Genomic DNA, 17,110 nt, shown 5'->3' with positions numbered 1-17,110 from the left:
AAGACGATGTGTGCTGTCTGTCGAGCGCCGAGTCTGCGCCGGACTCAGGCGCGAGTCGCCGAGTACCCAGCCTCGTCGACGGCGGCCAGAACGGCTGCGTCGTCGAGCGGCTGATCACTGGTGATGTGCAGGCGCCCGGTCTGAGCACTGACCTCGAGGCTCTGCACGCCGGGGATCTTCTCGACTTCTTCGCGCACGGCGTGCTCGCAGTGTCCGCAGGACATTCCGGTGACGGCGAAATCGGTGATCGTGCTCATGGCGTCTTCCTCTCTGCGACGAGCTGCGTCGTCGGCCCGAATACCCGGAGGGGGTATTTTTGCCCACTATACTCCTGGCTCGGCGTCAGCGCAGCGGAGGAATCGAATATTCCGCGGTGTTCGGGTGGCGCGCGGTCGATCATGTGCCCCACGATGATAAGGGCAGCGGTCGACGGCGATCGAAGGAGGCCTCCGATGCAGACAGACGAGAAGACCTGCATCGTGCCGAACCTCTGGTTCGACGGCGATGCTCGAGAAGCCGTCGACTTCTACGTCGATGCGCTGCCCGACTGCCGCGTCACCGACGTGTCGCACTATCCGCTCGAGGGACTGCCTCCTTTTCAGGAAGCCATGGCCGGTCAGGAGCTCACGATCGAGTTCACCGTCGCGGGGCAGCGGCTCGTCGCCGTCAACGCCGGTGCGGAGTTTCGCCCGAACCCGTCGATCTCGCTCATGTTGAACTTCGACCCCGGCGTCGACCCTCAGGCGCACGATCGCCTGCGCGGCGTCTGGGCGGCTCTCAGCCGTGACGGCACCCCGTTGGTGCCGTTGGGAGCCACGCCGTTCAGCAGGTGCTTCGGGTGGCTGCAGGATCGATACGGCGTCTGCTGGCAGCTGATCCTCACCGACCCCCGCGGTGCGTCGCGGCCGTTCGTGCTGCCGTCGCTCCGGTTCGCCGGCCCGCAGCGGGGGCATGCTCTGCAGGCGATCGAGTACTACGTCGACGTGTTCAGGCCGCGCGCCGAGATGGCCGGGCTCGGCACCGTCATTCCATACCGCAGCACCAGCACGGAACCGACGGCTGACGCCACTGCCGACGGACTGCTGGAGTTCGCGGACTTTCAGATCTGCGGGCAGTGGCTCACGGCCGCAGACGACACCGGCAGCGCTGGTTTCCCCTTCACCGAGGGTGTGTCTCTGCAGGTCGACTGTGCCGATCAGGCCGAGATCGACCGTCTCTGGGAGCTCCTGTCGTCGTCACCTGAGGCCGAGGCCTGCGGCTGGTGCCGCGACCGATTCGGTGTGAGCTGGCAGATCGTGCCGGCTGACATCGCCGAGCTGATGCTGCGGCCAGGGGCCTACGCGCGGCTTCTGGGCATGAAGAAGATCGTCATCGACGAGCTGCTGGCACCGTGAGCGCCGTGAGCGCCCGGGTCATGCTCGACCGAGTGATCGACTCCGGAGCGCAGCGGGCCGTGGCTCCGGCCGCGTCGCTCTTCGCTCGTGGCGCACTCGCCGGAGCACTGCTCTCGTGTGCGACGGTGCTCTCATACGGGGCCACGACCCAGACCGGGCTGCCGCTGATCGGCGCTGTCGTGTTTCCGATCGGCTTCGTGGTGATCATGCTGCTCGGCCTCGAACTCGTCACCGGCAACTTCGCCGTCGTGCCGCTGGCCATGCTCGCGCACCGCGCTCGCGGCCGTGACTTCGCGCGCAACGCGACGTGGGTGCTGCTCGGGCACTTCGCCGGTGTCGGTGCATTCATCGGCCTCTTCGCAGCCGGCGCCACCGATTTCGGCCGGACTTCTGAGGGCCACGGCGCGACAGCCGGAGTCATCGCGATGATCGTGAGCACGGCAGAGACCAAGACGACCGGCTACGCCGCACTCGGTGCCTTGGGCCTCGCCGTGGTCTTCGTCAAGGCGATGCTCTGCAACTGGCTGGTGACGATCGGCGCGATGCTCAACTACGCGGCTGACGACACTGCCGGGCGAGTGCTGGCGATGTGGCTGCCGGTGACGATGTTCTATGCCCTGGGACTGGAACATGCGGTGGTGAACCTGTTCGTGATCCCGGCCGGCATCGTACTCGGCGCCGACGTCACCGCAGCGCAGTGGTGGGCGTGGAATCAGGTGCCCGCACTGGCCGGAAACCTGGCCGGCGCGCTGCTGCTCACCGTCCTTCCACTGTGGTGGGCACATCGGCGCGTCGTCTGATCCCGTCACCCCATGCCAGGGGCGTGCCACGACGTCGGCGACACGCAGGAAACAGGGGTTTGCATGTTCGCTTTCGAACGTTAGGCTAACGCGGTGACGATGACAGAGACTGTGACCGATCTGAACATCCGCCTGGCGACGATTGACGACGCTCAGGCGTGCGCCGAAGTGTACCGTCCGTACGTCGAACACACGTCGTTCACCTTCGAGACGATCGCTCCGACGACCGAGATGGTCGCCGAGCGCATGCAGGGAGCCCTCGAGCACTACGCATGGGTGGTCGCCGAACGCGGCGGCCAGGTCGTCGGGTACGCATATGCGCACGAGTTCAGCGACAGACCCGCCTATGACTGGACCTGCGAAACCAGCGTGTACGTGTCGGTCGACGAACGCCGTGGAGGCGTGGGTCGTGCGATGTACGACGCCATGATGGATCGTCTGGCCGAGCGCGGCTACCGACGCGTCATCGCGAACGTGGTCAGCGAGAACGAGGCCAGCATCCGCATGCACAAGCGCATGGGGTTTCGTGAGGTCGGCCGCTTCGAACGGGTCGGCTGGAAGTTCGACGAGTGGCACGACGTCACCTGGCTCGAACTCGACCTCGACGACGATCATCCCGCCGAGGCCGGCATGGCCCGCCCCGCCATGCTGCCGAAGCACCTCTGAGACCCCTCTGACCCGGCTGGCACCGAACCGGCGCTGACCCCCTTCGGTGATTGCAGACGCACGGCTGCTGCTCAGACACGGCACAGCATCAGGCGGCACCCTGTAGTCGGGGACCGCATGCTGCGGCTCCCGGCAGGAGGAGTCATGCAGTTCAGCGAATTCGTGCAGGCGTATCACCGCGAAGTCCCACCGACGCACACTGCGACAGCTGGGGCAAGCCTCCCAGCGAAGACGCAGCGCGAACTCGACTCCATCATGGGTCAGGGGAGGGCCCACGCCGAGCGCTGGGGCGGTCTTCTGCACGACTGTCTCAGCGGCAGAGCCATCGGCATCTCGAAGCGTCAGCTCGATACCGAGGCGCAGACCTACCTGCGCTGGTTCGCCGCAGCCGGAGATCGACTCGTCGCGCTGTCAGTCGAGATCGCAAACGAGCAGGCGGCCTCTGAGGTCGATTGCTCTGGCGGGCCGGCTGAAGGAGTGACCGCATCTCAGCAGATCGAATCGGCTAAGGTGCTCCACGCGCTGACCGAATTCAGCTTTCACCGGCTGAACGCCAGATGTCTGCCGATGTGGAGCGCACTGCTCTTCGACGAGTGCACGCCACGAAGCATCCGCCGCACGGTGGCGCGGGCGCGGTTCGAACTCTCCAGTGACGTCCTGCTGTTCTCTGCAGTGCGCGAACAGGCCCTGGGCAGCATGGCCCAAGACGACGCTGAGACGAGACAGCTGCGCAGGTGGCACACGGGAATGCTCACAGAGATCGACGCGATGATCGCCCTGCTCGAAGTGTCGTGCCGGACACCTCAGACAGTGGTGCTTCCCGCCCCGCCGCAGTTCGAACGATTCGCCGGCGGAGCGAACGCCGACATGATCGTGATCGACACCGCAGCGCACGAAGTGATCGGCGTCCAGGTCAAGTCGAGCCGATCGTGGCGTCAGGCAGACCATTACGACGCCCGCCGCGTCGTCATGCTCGACGGCGTGCTGCACCTGGAGAACTCGCGAGTGATGCGTACCGACGCCCGACGGTCAGACCGCCGGGCAGTCTCATGGCCGGGCCTCGTCGGCGCGCATTATCTTCGAGCTCTGCCGGTCGGCCGCGTCGAGAAGAGCTGGGCGACGCGTCGTCAGGCGCTGAACATGAAGATCGCCGCGCGACACTACGCCGGAGAGATCGCCGATCGCAACGACGAAGCGTTCGAGAACTGCGTGCGACTGGTGCAGCGGGCGCTCGGGGCGACCGGGCGGATGCGTGTCTGCGATGGTGTCGAAGGTCGCTCGAAAGAAGCGTCCCGACGGCGTCTGCCTGACCGCCCGGCAGCTCCTGACCGTCTGACGACCTCTCTCGCCTGAACACAGCTGACTCTGAACACAGCTGACGAAGATCGCCCGCCGTACGACTGCTCGGCAAGCAGTCGTACGGCGGGCGATCTTCCGTTTCAACGCTGTGTGAGATCGTAGACGGTCACTCCGTCGACGGTCTGGGCGGTGAAGTTCTGCTGCACCCACGACTCGATCTCACCAGACGCCGATGACCCGCCGTTGGCCGCCCCCATGGAACCCCCGGCGATGTAGAAGTGGATCTCGCCGTCGTCGACGTACTGCTGGAACAGCTGCAGCGTCGGAAACGGGTCGCTGCCGTTGAACCCGCCGATCGGCATGACCGGGGCGTCGGCGGCGAGCTGATAGGAGGCCGCATTCTGCGACCCTGTCGTGGCGGCAGCCCACCGGAACCCAGCGGAATCGCCCTGCAGCATCCCCACGATCTCATCCGAGACCGTCGTGCCGCCGAGAAGCCCGCCCCCCATGCGACCTTCAGCGCGTCCTCCTGACGAACCCGCACTCGGCGACTGGGTGCCCGAGCCGTCTTGCGCGGTGCTCGGAGCGTTCGGTGCCGAACCGGAGCCGTCAGCTGCGCCGGCGCCAGAGGGAGGCATGCTTCGGCCGCCGCCCATGCCGCCCGGGCCTTGCGTGCCGCCAGACTGCACGGCAGGGCCGGCAGTGATGATCGAGCCGGAGTATCCCTGCTGCACCGTGTAGATCGTGTAGCTGGTCGGCCCGGCGAGGCAGACGACTGTCGCGGCGACTGCGCTGCGCACGGCGAGCATCCGGGAATCGGGCACCCAGGCACTGGCCGCCAGCCCGATCGCCGCGGCCGCTCCGAGCATGAGAACCGGCCAGCGCAGCAGGCTTTCACTGCGCCCGAGCAGTGCGAACGCCCAGACCACCGTCACCAAGACAGTCCCCGCCAACATGGTCGTCAGGATGCGCCCCCGTCGTGCGCTCTCGCCACGCATCCGCCACAGCTCAGCGGCGCCGAGCCCGATGACGCCTGCGATGCCCGGTGCCAACGCGACCGTGTAGTACGCGTGGAAGATCCCGGACATGAAGCTGAACACCAGAAAGGTGACCGCCGTCCAGCTGCCCCACACGATCACCGAAGCCCGCAGCGCATCGGTTCGTGGACGACGCCACGTGAGCACGAGCAGGGCGATCGTCAGGATGACCGCGGCAGGAATGAGCCAGGACGCCTGACCCCCGATCTCGCCGTCGAGCAGACGCGTGATGCTGGTCGAGCCCCACATGCCTCCCTGACCGCTGCCTCCGCCGGGCGTGACCGATCCGGTCTCGTCGCCCGTGATGCGGCCGAGTCCGTTGTAGCCGAAGGTGAGCTCGAGAAACGAGTCGTTCTGCGACCCGCCGACATAAGGGCGCCACGATTCGGGCACGAGTTCGACCAGAGCCACCCACCAGCCGGCGCTCGCGATGATCGCTCCGACGGCCAGCAGTCCGTCTCGCAGACGGCGTCGCACGGGCACGGGTGCCGCCAGCAGATATGCGGCGGCGAATCCCGGCAGCACGACGAAGGCCTGCAGCTGCTTCGTCAGAAAGGCGAACCCGATGGCGACGCCTGCCCACAGCATCCATCGCGTTCTGCCGTCTTGAACGGCACGGACGACGAAGTATGCCGTGAGCGTGAGCAGAAAGACCAGCATCGCATCGGGATTGTTATAACGGAACATCAGCGCCACGATGGGCGTCGAGGCGAATGCGACGCCTGCCAGCAGAGCCGCCACGGGAGTCGAGACCCGACGCACTGCGGCATAGAGCACCGCTGTCGTCGCGACGCCCAGCAGCGCCTGCGGTATCAGCATCGCCCACGTGTTCAGCCCGAAGACCCGCACAGAGAGCGCCATGAGCCAGAGGAACGCCGGTGGCTTGTCGACAGTGATCGAGTTGCCGGCGTCTGACGAGCCGAAGAGGAAAGCCGTCCAGTTCTCGGCGCCGGCCTGAACGGCGGCGCTGTAAAAGGAGTTCGCCCAACCTGATGCGCCGAGATTCCAGATGTAGGTGAAGGCGGTCACCGCCAGCAGGGCCACGAGCGCCGGAAGCTCCCACCGTGGGCGCTGCCGGCTCTCGTGCGCCCGGGTCTCGCCGACGGCTGCGGCCTCGGGGGTGGATGCTGTGGTCGTCATTTGTCTCCTCCGGAGATGATCGTAAGGTGTGCGGATCGGTCGTTCGAATCGGCTGCCGTCGCCGAGACGGCGGGGCGCGGGCGGAAGACCCAGCGTCGGAAGAGCAGGAACTTCAGCAGCGTGGCGACAAGGTTCGCGACGGTTGCAGCGATGATCTGCACCAGGGGAGAGAACCCCTGAGTCAGCGAGAGCGCCACCGAGGTGAGCAGCCAGCACAGGGCGAAGACGACGAGTCCTTGACCCTGATGGCGCAGGGCACCCGCACGGCTGCGCACGCCGAAGGTCAGTCTGCGATTGGCCTGGGTGTTGACGATCGTGCTCAGCAGCAGTGCCAGCAGATTTGCTGCCTGGGCACTCATCAACGTCTGCAGCATCAGCAGCAGCACGGTGTAGAGAGCCGTGCTTGCGATACCGATCAGACCGAACCGCACGAGCTGCCTGAGCAGCGAGGCACTGTGCGGGTCTGCTGTGCGAGCGTCGGTCGGCACAGGCGCTCTCGGGTCTCCGGGGCGAACCGTCTGGCGGATCGTCTCGAGCGGGATCCGGCCGCGCACGAGCTCGGAGCCGAGTCGCACGATGCCTCCCAGGTCTTGCCTGACGGTGGTCGGAATGTCGACCCGACTGTCTGGATCGTCGACCCAGTCGACCGGTACCTCGTGAATGCGCAGGCCTGCCTTCTCAGCGATGACCAGCAGCTCGGTGTCGAAGAACCACTGCGAGTCGTGCACGTAGGGCAGCAGGGCCCGAGCCGCCTGTGCCGAGATCGCTTTGAACCCGCACTGCGCGTCAGAGAAGCGAACGCCGAGCGTGCCGTGCAGCAGCAGATTGTACGAGCGGGAGATGAACTCCCGCTTGATGCCTCGCTTCACACGCGAGGTGCGAGACAGCCGTGTCCCGATCGCCAGATCGCTGTGCCCTGAGACCAGAGGCGCCACCAGAGGTGCGAGCGCGCGCAGATCTGTCGAGAGATCGACATCCATGTAGGCGAGCACCTGGGAGTCGGCTGCAGACCAGGCTGTGGCCAGGGCGAGTCCTCGTCCCTTCTGGTCGAGGTGCACGGCACGCACGGCAGGAACGCTGTCGGCCAGCGCCTCGGCGACCTGCCACGTTCCGTCGGTCGACGCGTTGTCGACGATGGTTATCGTGGTGCTGAACGGGAACCCCTGGTCGAGAAATGCTCGAGTGGTCGTCACCGCCCGCATCAGCGAGGACTCTTCGTTGTACACGGGAATCACGATGTTCAGCACGCTGTGCGGCGTCTGCGTCGGATCAGGTGTGCGCACCTGGCCTGGGGTGATTGCCGGTCGGCTCTGGTCGATGGTCATGTGAATATGCTCGCGTCGGCGCTTGTGAGGCAAGAGGCGATTGCATGTGCAGTTCCGAGCAGGAAGCTGTGACGGGCTTGTCGGTTGGACTCCGCCGAGACGCGCCGCGCCGTAGGAGTCGCGTGTCGCAGACGAGGTGTGTAGGCTGAGGGTTACCGCGGGCGGTGAAAAGCCGTTGAGAGCGTGCATCTGCACGATCAGCGCTCTCGGTGGCATGTGCGAATGTGCCGTGCGACGTGATTCGCACGAAGAGACGCGCAGAAGTCGTATGACAACGGTGGTCATACGCAGACAGAAGAGCTTCGCGCCCACCGGGCCGCGAAAAATCGACAGTGCAGGAGTGCTGTCGAACAACGAAAGAAAGCAGTACGCATGACAACCGGCACAGTCAAATGGTTCAACTCGGAAAAGGGCTTCGGCTTCATCGCTCCCGATGACGGCAGCGCCGACGTGTTCGCTCACTACAGCGCGATCTCGGGCGACGGTTACCGCAACCTCGAAGAGAACCAGCACGTCGAGTTCGAGGTGACGCAGGGCCCCAAGGGTCTGCAGGCCGAGAACATCCGCAACGCCTGAGACAGGCGCAGTCGACTTCGTGAGTCGTGATCGATCGCACTGATCGCGCACGGCACACACTGAGAGGGCGTTCGCACTGACCAGTTCAGTGTGAACGCCCTCTTTCTCTGTCTGCGGCGCTTAATGCTCGTCGAGGTACTGCGTCGCGAAGACGGGCCGTGCGGCGTCCCAGCCGGCGGGATGGAACATCCCCGCGAGCACGTCGCGCTGCAGACGGCTGAGTTCGCTGCTCGCGTCGTAGGCACGCGAGCCGGCCAGACGAATCGCATCCTGCACGACGTTCTTCGCCATCTCGACGGCGCGCAGCTTGCCGCCCACGAAGCGTCGGGCCCAGCCGGCGCCGTGATCGACGAGCGCGTCGAACTCTCTCGTGTACGTCGCCAGCTGCGGTGGCACCGCTTCGTATTCCAGCGCCATGTCGGCGATGCGCGCCCGGAACTCGGGCACCTCGGCGAGTGACTCCGACGCCTTGGCCGACCAGCGCCCGCGCAGTCCCTCGACGGCGAGATCGAGCGCCCGTGCCGCAAGGCCGGTGTAGACCGAGGCGATCAGCAGCTGGAAGTTCGCGTTGATGGCGAAGGTGAGCAGATCGGGGGAGGGGCCGACCGGAATCTCGCGCGTCATGCGGTCGGCGTGCACCGGCGCGTGATCGAGTCGTGTCGAGCGGCTCTGAGTGGCGCGCATGCCCAACGGGTTCCACCCGCCGACAGGCTCGGCGCCGCCGTCTTCGCGATTGACGAACCCGTAGACCACTCGCGGGTCATCGGGATCGGTCTTGTCGAGCCCGTGCACGCCCAGACGGGTCCAGACCGGGCCCAGCGAGGTGAACACCTTCATGCCGGTGAAGCGATAGCCGCCGTCGCCCTGAGGCTCGGCCTCGGTGGTCGATCCGAAGAGCACAAGGTCGTTTCCCGCCTCGCTGATGCCGAAGGCGAAGATCTCGCCGGCAGCCGTCTCTTCGAGCACGAAGTCGTGCGAGTGGTCGCCGCGAGCGGCCATCGCGTGCGCCACACCCGTCCAGACCAGGTGCATGTTGATGCCGAGGGCCGTCGCCGGCGCGGCCTGCGCGAGGCGCTGCTGCAGCAGTGACACCTCGTGCATGCCGAGGCCGGCGCCGCCCAGCCCGGTGGGCACGAAGGCCTTGAGATAACCGTGCTCGCGCAGCTCGGCGAGGTCTTCGTCGAAGAAGACGTTGCGCTGATCGTAGTCGGCTGCCCGATCGTGGATGCGCTGCCAGAGATCGTCTGGCAGCAGCTGCTGCGAGATCTCGGCGAAGCGCGCCTCTCGGTCGCGGTGTGCGGTGTCAGTCATCGATTGCCTTTCGCGTCGTTCGGGCGGCCGGCTGGCTGCTCGGTCGTGTGGGAAGATGTCGTCGGGCGGCCGTCTGGGAGCGTTTCGTGTGCGCATGCGAGCTCATGAGGTCTCTTCGGTCGCGTGGAGTGCACGGCGCAGCAGCAGCGAGGCATTGTGGCCGCCGAAGCCGAAGGAGTTCGACAGCACGGCGCTCACCTCGACGGGCCTCGCCCGCCCGGTGACCACGTCGTGGTCGGGGAACGCGCTCTCAGCGAGATTGATCGTCGGCGGCACCAGAGCGTCGCGCAGGGTCTGCACGGCGAACACCGCCTCGAGCACGCCCGACGCGCCGAGCAGATGACCGGTCGACGACTTCGTCGAGGTGATCGGCACCTGCCGTGCCGCCTGGCCGAGCGCACGGTCGAGCGCCTGCACCTCCATGCTGTCGTTGAGCGGAGTGCCGGTGCCGTGCGCGTTGACGTGACCGATCTCTCTGGGCGTGACGCCGGCATCCTGCAGACAGGCGTCGATCGCCTGCGCAGCACCGCGCGCCTCAGGGTCGGGCGCGGTCGCGTGCCAGGCATCGCTCGACGCCCCATAGCCGGCCAGCTCGGCGAGCGGGCGACCGCCGCGTGCACGCAGGCTCTCGCCGGATTCGACCAGGATGGCCGCTGCGCCCTGGGACATGACGAATCCGCCGCGGGCGCGGTCGAACGGGCGGCAGGCGGATGCCGGGTCGGTCTCGTACCCGGCGGCCAGTGCGCGCATACGTGCGTTGGCCGAGAGGTTCACCGCATTGAGGCAGTCTTCCATACCGACGACGAGCACGGCGTCGGCGTAGCCGTGGCGAATACGACGCATGGCCTCGCCGAGGGCGACCGCCCCGCTGGCGCAGGTGGCAGAGAGACCGAGGGTCGGGCCGTGCAGGTCGTAGCGCATGCTGAGCAGGGCGCCGGCGGCGTCGGGCGCGCCGTGCATGGCGACGTAGGGAGTGACCCCACGCGGCCCGCGGGCGTCGAGTGCCCGAGTCTGCTGCTGCATCGTCTCGATCGGGCCTGACCCGGTGCCGATGATGATCTCGGCCCGTGACGCACTCGGCAGCCGACCTGCCGACCCGGCGTGGGCGAGGGCTTCGTCTGCCGCGCCGATCGCCCACCACAGCACGCGGCTGAGACGGCGCGACTCGTGCGGCGGCAGCACCGACCGCGCGTCGAAGCCGCGCACCTGCCCGCCGATGCGCACGGGCAGGTTGTCGTACGACCCGCCGCAGCCGTCCGGGCCGTGCAGCAGCCCGACGCCGCTGCGCCCAGCGAGCACCGCCTGCCAGGTGCTCTCGGCATCGAGCCCGCAGGGGGTCACAGCGCCGATCCCGCTGACGAAGACCGGGCGGCGGATGCCTCGCTGAGCTGGGCCGCTCTGACTCGCACTCACAGCCGGGTGACCTCAGGGCCGTCGGCTTTGATCAGCTCGGTCGCCTTGGTACGCCGGATCTTGCCGCCGACGGTGCGCGGCAGCCGGGTGACGACGCAGAACCTTCTGGGCACGAACTGCGGAGCCAGGCGTTGGCGCAGCTCTGCGAGCAGTTCGGCCTTGGGCGGCAGCTCGGCTGCACTGCGGGCGCTCTCATCGTGCTCGATGACGGCCACCACGATCGACCCGAGGCTGCGATCGGGCACCGCCACAGCGCAGCTGTGCTCGCAGCCGGGAATCTCGGCCAAGGCGCGTTCCACCTCGGGAAGACTCACCTTGTGACCGCCGGTGACCACGATGTCGCCCGCGCGACCGACCAGCTCGAGTGCGTCATCCGCCAGACGGCCCTGGTCGTGCACCGTCGCCCACCCGCTCTCGTCGACGAGGCGCTCGCCGGTGAGCGCCGTGACGTAGCCGGCCGCCGTCGACGGCACTCGAATGTGCAGCTCGCCGATCTGACCGGCGGGCACCGGGCGGCCCTGCCCGTCTCGAATGCTGATCTCGACGCCGTCATAGGGATGGATGCGGGTGCCGTCGCCGTCGCGGCTGTCGCCGATGAACCCGATCTCGGCGGCTCCGTAGTAGCTGATCAGGGGCACGCCGGGAAAGGCCTGCTGCACGCTCTCGCGCACGCTCGCCGAGAGATTCGCGCCGCCGGTGACCAGCAGGCGCAGGAGCTCGGCCGCCGCAGGCTCGTGCCGGGCGGCCTGCGCAATGCCCTGCACCGCCGCCGGCACGGCCACGATGCGTTCGATGCCCTCGTCGCGCATGCGCGAGACCAGCGGAATCGGCGAGAACGAGTCGCTCAGCGAGCAGGTGCCGCCCGATGCGAGCACTTCGAGCAGGGCGTAGAGCGTCAGGCTGTACGAGATGGGGCCTGGTGCGAGGGTGCGCTCGCCGTCGAGCGCTTCGAGGTAGCGGCTCGAGACAGCGATGTTGTATCGGTACTCGCGGCGGGTGCGGATGAAGCCCTTCGGCGCGCTGGTCGTGCCAGACGAGAACAGCAGCAGAAAGGGCTCGTCGCCGTCTCGCACCGTGGGTGCGCTCGCCGGGGGCAGCCGGCGGGTGAGATCGTCGAAGGCCGCCGATGTGATCACGGTGCCGGGCCAGCTGTGCAGCCGCTGTCGCAGCATGGTCGAGTCGGTGATGACGACGGCCATCTGCGTGCAGCGGATGACGTGCAGCTGATGGTCGACCGGCCAGCGCGGGTCGATGGTCGCTGAGATCGCACCGAATCCGGCGAGCCCGGCGATGAGACGCCCGGTCTGTGCGGCGTCGGTCAGACAGATGCCCACGATGGGGCGCCCCTGCGCCTCGGGGATGCTTGTCGTCGTCGCCGCCGCGCGGTCGGGGCCCACCAGGTGTTCGACGGCGGCCTGCACGCGGGAGCCGTCGTCGACGAGCTGGCGGTAGGTCAGGCGCAGACGGTCGCCGACGATTGCGAGGCGATCGGGGTGCGAGGCCGCGACCTGCAGCATCGACTGGGTGATGGGCACGGTCTTCTCCTCGAAAGGTGCGCTGAGACGGGCGGCATTCTGCCTCGATGAGGCACACCTTACCCCACCGGGCGGCTCTGGCCGAGAGTCGTGCGCCGTCTCGGTGTCTGCGCTGTGAGAAGATGACGTCATGGCGACTCCCGAAGACTCCCTCTGGCTGAACAAGACCGTGACGGTGGTGGCCGCACAGATCTCTCCGGGGCCCGACGAGGCCGAGAACCTGCGCATGATCGAGAAGTGCGTCGCCGAGGCGGCCCGGCGGCGAGCATCCCTCGTCGTCTTTCCTGAGTACGCCTCGTACTTCAACGGTCGTCTCGGAGCAGACTTCGTCGCCCATGCCCAGCCGCTCGACGGGCCCTTCGTCTGTCAGCTGGCCGAGATCGCGGCGGTGCACGGCATCCATGTGGTCGCCGGCTTCGGCGAGGTCGACGATCGCGACGACCAGCGGCTGTGGAACACCGTGGTCGCGGTATCGCCCAAGGGTGAGATCGAGGGAATCTATCGCAAGGTGCACCTCTTCGACACCTTCGGGCACCATGAGTCGCGGTATGTGCGGCCGGGGCCCCTCGACGACCCGCAGACCTTCGAGGTCGAGGGCATCGTCGTCGGGCTGCAGGCCGGGTACGATCTGCGCTTTCCCGAGATCACCCGACGCATCGTCGACGCCGGCGCCGAGCTGGTGGCAGTGCCGTCGCAGTGGGTCGGCGGCTCGTTGAAAGAGCTGCACTGGCGCACGCTGGTGCAGGCGCGCGCGATCGAGAACACCGTCTATGTGCTGGCCGCCGGGCAGTCGGTGCCCGACGGCATCGGCCGGTCGCTGATCGTCGACCCGATGGGGGTGGTGCTCTCGGCCACCGGTGCCGAAGACGCCCTGGTGCACACCGAGATCAGCCTGCAGCGCATCGCGCAGGTGCGCGCCACCAATCCGGCGCTGCAGGGCCGGCGGTTCGCCGTGACTGTCGCCGACGAGCCTCAGCAGCGCTGACCGGCGGTCAGTCGCACTGACGCTGCAGGTAATCCTGGTTGGCCGTGATGCGGCTCCAGCCGTTCGACGCACGATAGGTGATGTAGCCGTTCTGCGCTTTGCAGAAGGCGTGCAGCCAGATGTCTTCGCCGCCCGCAGACGAGTCGGAAGCGGTGCTCGGGGCGTCGGAGGAGCGCTCGGCATCCTGCCCCTCGTCGGAGTGCTCGGCCTCGTGCGAGGTGTCGAAGGCGGCCTGCGCCAGCGACTTCTGCGAGACCGCCGTCGCCTCGTCTGCGCGGGCCTGCTTCCACTCGGCGAGGTCGACGGTCAGGGCCGTCGCGCCGGAGCGTGCCGCATCCACCGTCTTGTCGAACAGAGCGGCGTCGACGTTCTTGGTGTCGTTCTGCGTCAGTCTGCGCAGAGCGTCGCGGCGGCTCTCGACGTCGGGAATCAGCGTGCGCCCCACGTCGCTGGTCGCGTACTCGTCGGTGGCGTGGGCGTCGGCCAGCGCCTGGTCGGCGGCGCTCAGCACCGCGGGGGCGGCGGCTGCGGCGTGATCCAGCTGCGCTTGGGTCATACCCTGCCGCAGCGTCGTCGTGCTCTTCGTGAGAGCGTCGGCCTGCGCCTTCAGCTCGTCGGCGTGGGAGTCGATCGCCTCGGCATCTGATCGCGTGCTGCAGGAGGGAATCGGGGCTGCGATGGCACTGCTCGCCGCCGGCCGCAGCTGTGCGATGAGTGCCGTGCCGTCGGGAGTCGCGGCGTACGCGGGGCCCTCTTCGTCGGCGGTCTCGGCGGGGCGGCGACTCGCGGCCTCGGCGTCGGCGTCGGCGTCGTTCAGCGCGGCTTTCGCCTTCGTGCCCGCACTGGCGAGCGTCTGCTGCGCTTCGGTGAGGGCAGCGGTGGCCGCGGAACAGCGGCCCTCATCGCTGCCTGCACCTGTGCTCAGCTGATCGAGGCTGCCGCCGCTTCGGTACCAGAGATAGCCTGCTCCGCAGACGAGCGCGACGACGATCAGCACGCTGGCGACCCACCAACCGCCGTGTGCGTGGCTTCTGCTCCTGGCGGCTTGGGCCATGTTCTGTGGTTCCTGTTCTCGGCTCGGCACTGCGTGCGACACAGTCACGACCACCGAGTTTAGTCGGCTGGTGCGCGCAGCGATACTCGGCTGCGGTCAGCGGACTCCATGCTTGCCGCTTCGTGACACCGGAGCTGTCGATCGACGGCCACCATGCACGGTCAGGTGGCGACCTCGAATCGGCGGTCGGCATCCCACGCAACCGCCCACCCGAGCGAGTCGAACACGCCGGCGAGCAGCATCGCGGTGAAGCCCCAGACCAGATGCCCGCCGAAGTGCGACGCGAGCCGGAACGCCGGGCCGTGGTACGTCTGGTGGCCGACCCGCAGCACCGACGTGCCACGATGCGTCGGGTCGATCAGCTCGGCGACGGGCACGCGGAACACCTCTGTCGACTCGGTGTTGTCGGCCGCGATCTCGCTCGGGCGGCGCCACCAGCCGATCACCGGCGTGACCAGATTGTTGCTGACTGGGATGTAGATGTCTGGCAGCGTGCCCAACACGTCGACGCCGGTCGGGTCGAGGCCGGTCTCTTCGTGAGCCTCGCGCAGTGCGGTCGCGGCTGGTGACGCATCGCCAGGCTCTGCGCCGCCGCCGGGAAAGGCGATCTGGCCCGCGTGCGCGCGCATCGTGCTCGACCGACGGGTGAGCAGCACGTCGAGCTCGGGCACCACGGCGCGCGCGTCTGCGGTATGGCCCGCGGCGTCGACCGCGGCAGTCGCAGTGGCCGTGGCGAGCACTTCATCGAGCTGCCCGAAGAGAATGAGCACGGCCGAGCGGCGTGCGTCGGCCGGCGAGGCAGCGGTGCCCTGCGCGACGAAGGGGATGCGATAGCCGGGCCCGAACTGCGCCTCGAGCTGGTGTCGCGCCTGCTGCGCCAATGTGGTCATGATGACACTTTAAAAGGCCGGCGGCGAGCATGACGGTGTCGCACCAAGTGAGCGCGTCGTCAGAGACAAGGATGGGTCACCGCGGTCATGCGCGCCTCTCCGATCGCACGGATACCGCGATGCGGTCTGCGTCGGGAGTGCTCAGAAGGATCTCGTCGAACCCGACTTGGGTTCGGTCGACGGTCAGGCGCAGCAGGGGGAGTCCGCGCTTCATCGACACCAGGCGCCGCGTTCCCCGGGGATGTGTGAACACCCCCAGCTTGCGGAAGCCTGAGATGACGAGGCCCGATCGCGCGCCGAGGATCTCTGACGTCCAGCCGGGTTCGGCGGAGACGCTGAGAACAGCTGCTCGCGGCACGTTGAGGCTTGCTCGCCCGGCCATGATCGCCTCCCACCCCGGAAAGCGGATGTGCACACCGGTGTCATTGGATGTGATGTTCGTCATGGTGTCCTCCTCACTAGAATGTAAGTGGTATTGAGAATATTATCATGATGATAATGAAGGAGGAAGACGTGCCCGACGGATCTGCGCTGGCCGATGTCGTGCTGCATCCTGTGCGGCTGCGCATCATTCAGCAGCTGGGCGGCCGTGAGCGAACGACTGCGCAGCTGCGCGAGGCGCTCCCCGATGTCGCGCAGGCGACGCTCTACCGGCATGTCGGTGCGCTGATCGACGCGGGCATCGTGACGGTTGTCGGCAAACGTCGTTCTCGTGGCGCTGTCGAGCGCACGCTGGCTCTCGGGGGGCGAATGGCGCCGGTCGATCATGACGAGCTGCGTTCGATGGATGCGGCACAGCTCCGGTCTGCGTTTCTCACCTTCGTCGGCGACGTCGTTGCTGAATTCGATCGCTTTCTCGCAGACTCGGCGCAGTCGAGAGACCGGGTCGGGTTCGCTCGGGTGCCGCTGTACGTGAGCACCGAAGATCTAGCCACGATCCAAGCGGGTCTGGGGGAGCTGCTGGCACCCTATCTGACAGAGCGGGGTGACGGGCGGGAGCGGGTCAGCTTGACGACGATTCTGCTGCCCGACGTGTCATCAGAGTGATCATGCCGGAATATAGGCGGTGAGCAGATAGGCGGTGAACAGTCGGTCCAGCGCGGCGTGCGACTGCATTCTGGCGGCCTCAATGTTCTCCTGCTGAGCGATCCACAGTGCGGCCTCGTTCATCGCGCCAGAGAGCTGTGCGGTGGAGGCATCCAGCAGGTCATCGGCGACGCCGAGATCGTGCAGTGCGCTGCGCAGGTGTGTCGCAGCGTTCTCTTCGTCGAGTCGGCGCCACTCCTGCCAGCCCAGGGCCGCGGGGGCGTCGACAAACAGAATGCGGATGGCTGAAATGTCGGTGACGGCGTAGAGAAAGGCATGTGAGCCTGCTCGCAGCTGGTCGCGTGCGTCGGAGCCGGCATTCGTCGCTGCTGTCACGACGGTCTTTGCGGCGGATTCCTGCAGCTGTGCGGTGACGGCAGAGAGAAGCCCCGGGGCTTGTTCTGATAGTGGTGGTGGACGGCTCCACATGTGACACGGGCGGCGTGCCCAATGTCGTTGAGAGATGTCTCTGCGAAGCCGCGAGCGGTGAGCAGCTTCGTCGCGGCATTCTTTTATCACGATCTGCTCGCGTTCGAGACGACGTTTGAATCTGACTGGTATGTCAGTCTTCGGGGCGTTCGAGCTCGCGATCCTGGCCT

Annotated in this window: 18 protein-coding genes; 7 read left to right on the top strand and 11 right to left on the bottom strand. The window is 67.3% G+C overall.

Going from position 1 to position 17,110, the window contains the following annotated elements; genetic code table 11:
- Nucleotides 1–44: 44 nt before the first annotated feature.
- Complete coding sequence (locus tag LRX77_RS08625) at nt 45–257, bottom strand: heavy-metal-associated domain-containing protein (protein ID WP_231832486.1); 213 nt, start codon at nt 255–257, stop codon at nt 45–47.
- 195 nt (nt 258–452) lie between these two features.
- Between LRX77_RS08625 and LRX77_RS08620 the strand changes: the two genes are divergently transcribed.
- From LRX77_RS08620 to LRX77_RS08605, 4 genes are all read left to right on the top strand, one after another.
- Complete coding sequence (locus tag LRX77_RS08620; protein ID WP_231832485.1) at nt 453–1,394, top strand: VOC family protein; 942 nt, start codon at nt 453–455, stop codon at nt 1,392–1,394.
- Nucleotides 1,395–1,399: 5 nt separating this feature from the next.
- Nucleotides 1,400–2,194: a formate/nitrite transporter family protein gene (locus tag LRX77_RS08615; RefSeq protein ID WP_231832484.1), complete on the top strand. Its 795-nt coding sequence runs from the start codon at nt 1,400–1,402 to the stop codon at nt 2,192–2,194.
- 99 nt (nt 2,195–2,293) lie between these two features.
- Nucleotides 2,294–2,860 carry a GNAT family N-acetyltransferase gene (locus tag LRX77_RS08610; protein WP_231832548.1) on the top strand — a complete coding sequence of 189 codons (567 nt, stop codon included), beginning with the start codon at nt 2,294–2,296 and terminating at the stop codon, nt 2,858–2,860.
- A gap of 144 nt (nt 2,861–3,004) precedes the next feature.
- Nucleotides 3,005–4,213 (top strand): hypothetical protein, encoded by a 1,209-nt coding sequence (locus LRX77_RS08605; protein ID WP_231832483.1) that lies wholly within the window; start codon nt 3,005–3,007, stop codon nt 4,211–4,213.
- An 86-nt stretch (nt 4,214–4,299) separates the two neighbouring features.
- Here LRX77_RS08605 and LRX77_RS08600 read toward each other — a convergent pair whose 3' ends face one another.
- Together LRX77_RS08600 and LRX77_RS08595 are read right to left on the bottom strand one after the other, a co-directional pair.
- Nucleotides 4,300–6,336: an ArnT family glycosyltransferase gene (locus tag LRX77_RS08600; RefSeq protein ID WP_231832482.1), complete on the bottom strand. Its 2,037-nt coding sequence runs from the start codon at nt 6,334–6,336 to the stop codon at nt 4,300–4,302.
- Nucleotides 6,333–7,661: a bifunctional glycosyltransferase family 2/GtrA family protein gene (locus LRX77_RS08595; RefSeq protein WP_231832481.1), complete on the bottom strand. Its 1,329-nt coding sequence runs from the start codon at nt 7,659–7,661 to the stop codon at nt 6,333–6,335. The genes LRX77_RS08600 and LRX77_RS08595 overlap by 4 nt, the downstream gene beginning before the upstream one ends.
- A 372-nt stretch (nt 7,662–8,033) precedes the next feature.
- Here LRX77_RS08595 and LRX77_RS08590 point away from each other — a divergent pair, with 372 nt between their 5' ends.
- Nucleotides 8,034–8,237: a cold-shock protein gene (locus LRX77_RS08590; RefSeq protein WP_231832480.1), complete on the top strand. Its 204-nt coding sequence runs from the start codon at nt 8,034–8,036 to the stop codon at nt 8,235–8,237.
- A gap of 120 nt (nt 8,238–8,357) precedes the next feature.
- Here the strand turns inward: LRX77_RS08590 and LRX77_RS08585 are convergent, their stop codons facing one another.
- The 3 genes from LRX77_RS08585 to LRX77_RS08575 all read right to left on the bottom strand — a co-directional run bounded on the left by LRX77_RS08585 (nt 8,358) and on the right by LRX77_RS08575 (nt 12,496).
- Nucleotides 8,358–9,548: an acyl-CoA dehydrogenase family protein gene (locus tag LRX77_RS08585; RefSeq protein ID WP_231832479.1), complete on the bottom strand. Its 1,191-nt coding sequence runs from the start codon at nt 9,546–9,548 to the stop codon at nt 8,358–8,360.
- Nucleotides 9,549–9,650: 102 nt separating this feature from the next.
- Nucleotides 9,651–10,961 carry a beta-ketoacyl-[acyl-carrier-protein] synthase family protein gene (locus tag LRX77_RS08580; protein ID WP_231832478.1) on the bottom strand — a complete coding sequence of 437 codons (1,311 nt, stop codon included), beginning with the start codon at nt 10,959–10,961 and terminating at the stop codon, nt 9,651–9,653.
- Nucleotides 10,958–12,496 carry a class I adenylate-forming enzyme family protein gene (locus tag LRX77_RS08575; protein ID WP_231832477.1) on the bottom strand — a complete coding sequence of 513 codons (1,539 nt, stop codon included), beginning with the start codon at nt 12,494–12,496 and terminating at the stop codon, nt 10,958–10,960. The genes LRX77_RS08580 and LRX77_RS08575 overlap by 4 nt, the downstream gene beginning before the upstream one ends.
- Nucleotides 12,497–12,626: 130 nt before the next feature.
- Here LRX77_RS08575 and LRX77_RS08570 point away from each other — a divergent pair, with 130 nt between their 5' ends.
- Entirely contained in the window at nt 12,627–13,481 is an 855-nt protein-coding gene (locus LRX77_RS08570) for a carbon-nitrogen hydrolase family protein (protein ID WP_231832476.1), read from the top strand.
- Between the two features lie 7 nt (nt 13,482–13,488).
- Here the strand turns inward: LRX77_RS08570 and LRX77_RS08565 are convergent, their stop codons facing one another.
- The 3 genes from LRX77_RS08565 to LRX77_RS08555 form a co-directional block, all read right to left on the bottom strand.
- Nucleotides 13,489–14,535, bottom strand: coding sequence for a hypothetical protein (locus LRX77_RS08565; protein WP_231832475.1), 1,047 nt, complete (start codon nt 14,533–14,535; stop codon nt 13,489–13,491).
- A gap of 161 nt (nt 14,536–14,696) precedes the next feature.
- Complete coding sequence (locus LRX77_RS08560; protein ID WP_231832474.1) at nt 14,697–15,425, bottom strand: NUDIX hydrolase; 729 nt, start codon at nt 15,423–15,425, stop codon at nt 14,697–14,699.
- Nucleotides 15,426–15,510: 85 nt separating this feature from the next.
- A complete protein-coding gene (locus tag LRX77_RS08555; RefSeq protein WP_231832473.1) occupies nt 15,511–15,870 on the bottom strand; it encodes a hypothetical protein in 360 nt (119 codons plus the stop codon).
- A gap of 44 nt (nt 15,871–15,914) precedes the next feature.
- Here LRX77_RS08555 and LRX77_RS08550 point away from each other — a divergent pair, with 44 nt between their 5' ends.
- A complete protein-coding gene (locus LRX77_RS08550; RefSeq protein WP_231832472.1) occupies nt 15,915–16,472 on the top strand; it encodes a helix-turn-helix domain-containing protein in 558 nt (185 codons plus the stop codon).
- Here LRX77_RS08550 and LRX77_RS08545 read toward each other — a convergent pair whose 3' ends face one another.
- Together LRX77_RS08545 and LRX77_RS10615 are read right to left on the bottom strand one after the other, a co-directional pair.
- The gene (locus LRX77_RS08545) at nt 16,473–16,847 is read right to left on the bottom strand and encodes a hypothetical protein (RefSeq protein ID WP_231832471.1); all 375 of its coding nucleotides are present in this window, start codon (nt 16,845–16,847) and stop codon (nt 16,473–16,475) included.
- Complete coding sequence (locus LRX77_RS10615; protein WP_442961627.1) at nt 16,844–17,005, bottom strand: TetR family transcriptional regulator; 162 nt, start codon at nt 17,003–17,005, stop codon at nt 16,844–16,846. The genes LRX77_RS08545 and LRX77_RS10615 overlap by 4 nt, the downstream gene beginning before the upstream one ends.
- Between the last annotated feature and the right edge of the window lie 105 nt (nt 17,006–17,110).

Source organism: Pseudoclavibacter sp. 13-3 (genome assembly GCF_021168475.1).
Classification (GTDB): Bacteria; Actinomycetota; Actinomycetes; order Actinomycetales; family Microbacteriaceae; genus Pseudoclavibacter_A.
The sequence above is the reverse complement of the archived record's forward strand: the minus strand, read 5'-3'. Positions and strand labels throughout refer to the sequence as shown.

Coding starts and splice junctions, on each gene's coding strand:
- LRX77_RS08625 (WP_231832486.1), bottom strand. CDS start 257: ATGAGCACGATCACCGATTTCGCCGTCACCGGAATGTCCTGCGGACAC.
- LRX77_RS08620 (WP_231832485.1), top strand. CDS start 453: ATGCAGACAGACGAGAAGACCTGCATCGTGCCGAACCTCTGGTTCGAC.
- LRX77_RS08610 (WP_231832548.1), top strand. CDS start 2,294: ATGACAGAGACTGTGACCGATCTGAACATCCGCCTGGCGACGATTGAC.
- LRX77_RS08605 (WP_231832483.1), top strand. CDS start 3,005: ATGCAGTTCAGCGAATTCGTGCAGGCGTATCACCGCGAAGTCCCACCG.
- LRX77_RS08600 (WP_231832482.1), bottom strand. CDS start 6,336: ATGACGACCACAGCATCCACCCCCGAGGCCGCAGCCGTCGGCGAGACC.
- LRX77_RS08595 (WP_231832481.1), bottom strand. CDS start 7,661: ATGACCATCGACCAGAGCCGACCGGCAATCACCCCAGGCCAGGTGCGC.
- LRX77_RS08590 (WP_231832480.1), top strand. CDS start 8,034: ATGACAACCGGCACAGTCAAATGGTTCAACTCGGAAAAGGGCTTCGGC.
- LRX77_RS08585 (WP_231832479.1), bottom strand. CDS start 9,548: ATGACTGACACCGCACACCGCGACCGAGAGGCGCGCTTCGCCGAGATC.
- LRX77_RS08570 (WP_231832476.1), top strand. CDS start 12,627: ATGGCGACTCCCGAAGACTCCCTCTGGCTGAACAAGACCGTGACGGTG.
- LRX77_RS08565 (WP_231832475.1), bottom strand. CDS start 14,535: ATGGCCCAAGCCGCCAGGAGCAGAAGCCACGCACACGGCGGTTGGTGG.
- LRX77_RS08560 (WP_231832474.1), bottom strand. CDS start 15,425: ATGACCACATTGGCGCAGCAGGCGCGACACCAGCTCGAGGCGCAGTTC.
- LRX77_RS08555 (WP_231832473.1), bottom strand. CDS start 15,870: ATGACGAACATCACATCCAATGACACCGGTGTGCACATCCGCTTTCCG.
- LRX77_RS08550 (WP_231832472.1), top strand. CDS start 15,915: ATGATGATAATGAAGGAGGAAGACGTGCCCGACGGATCTGCGCTGGCC.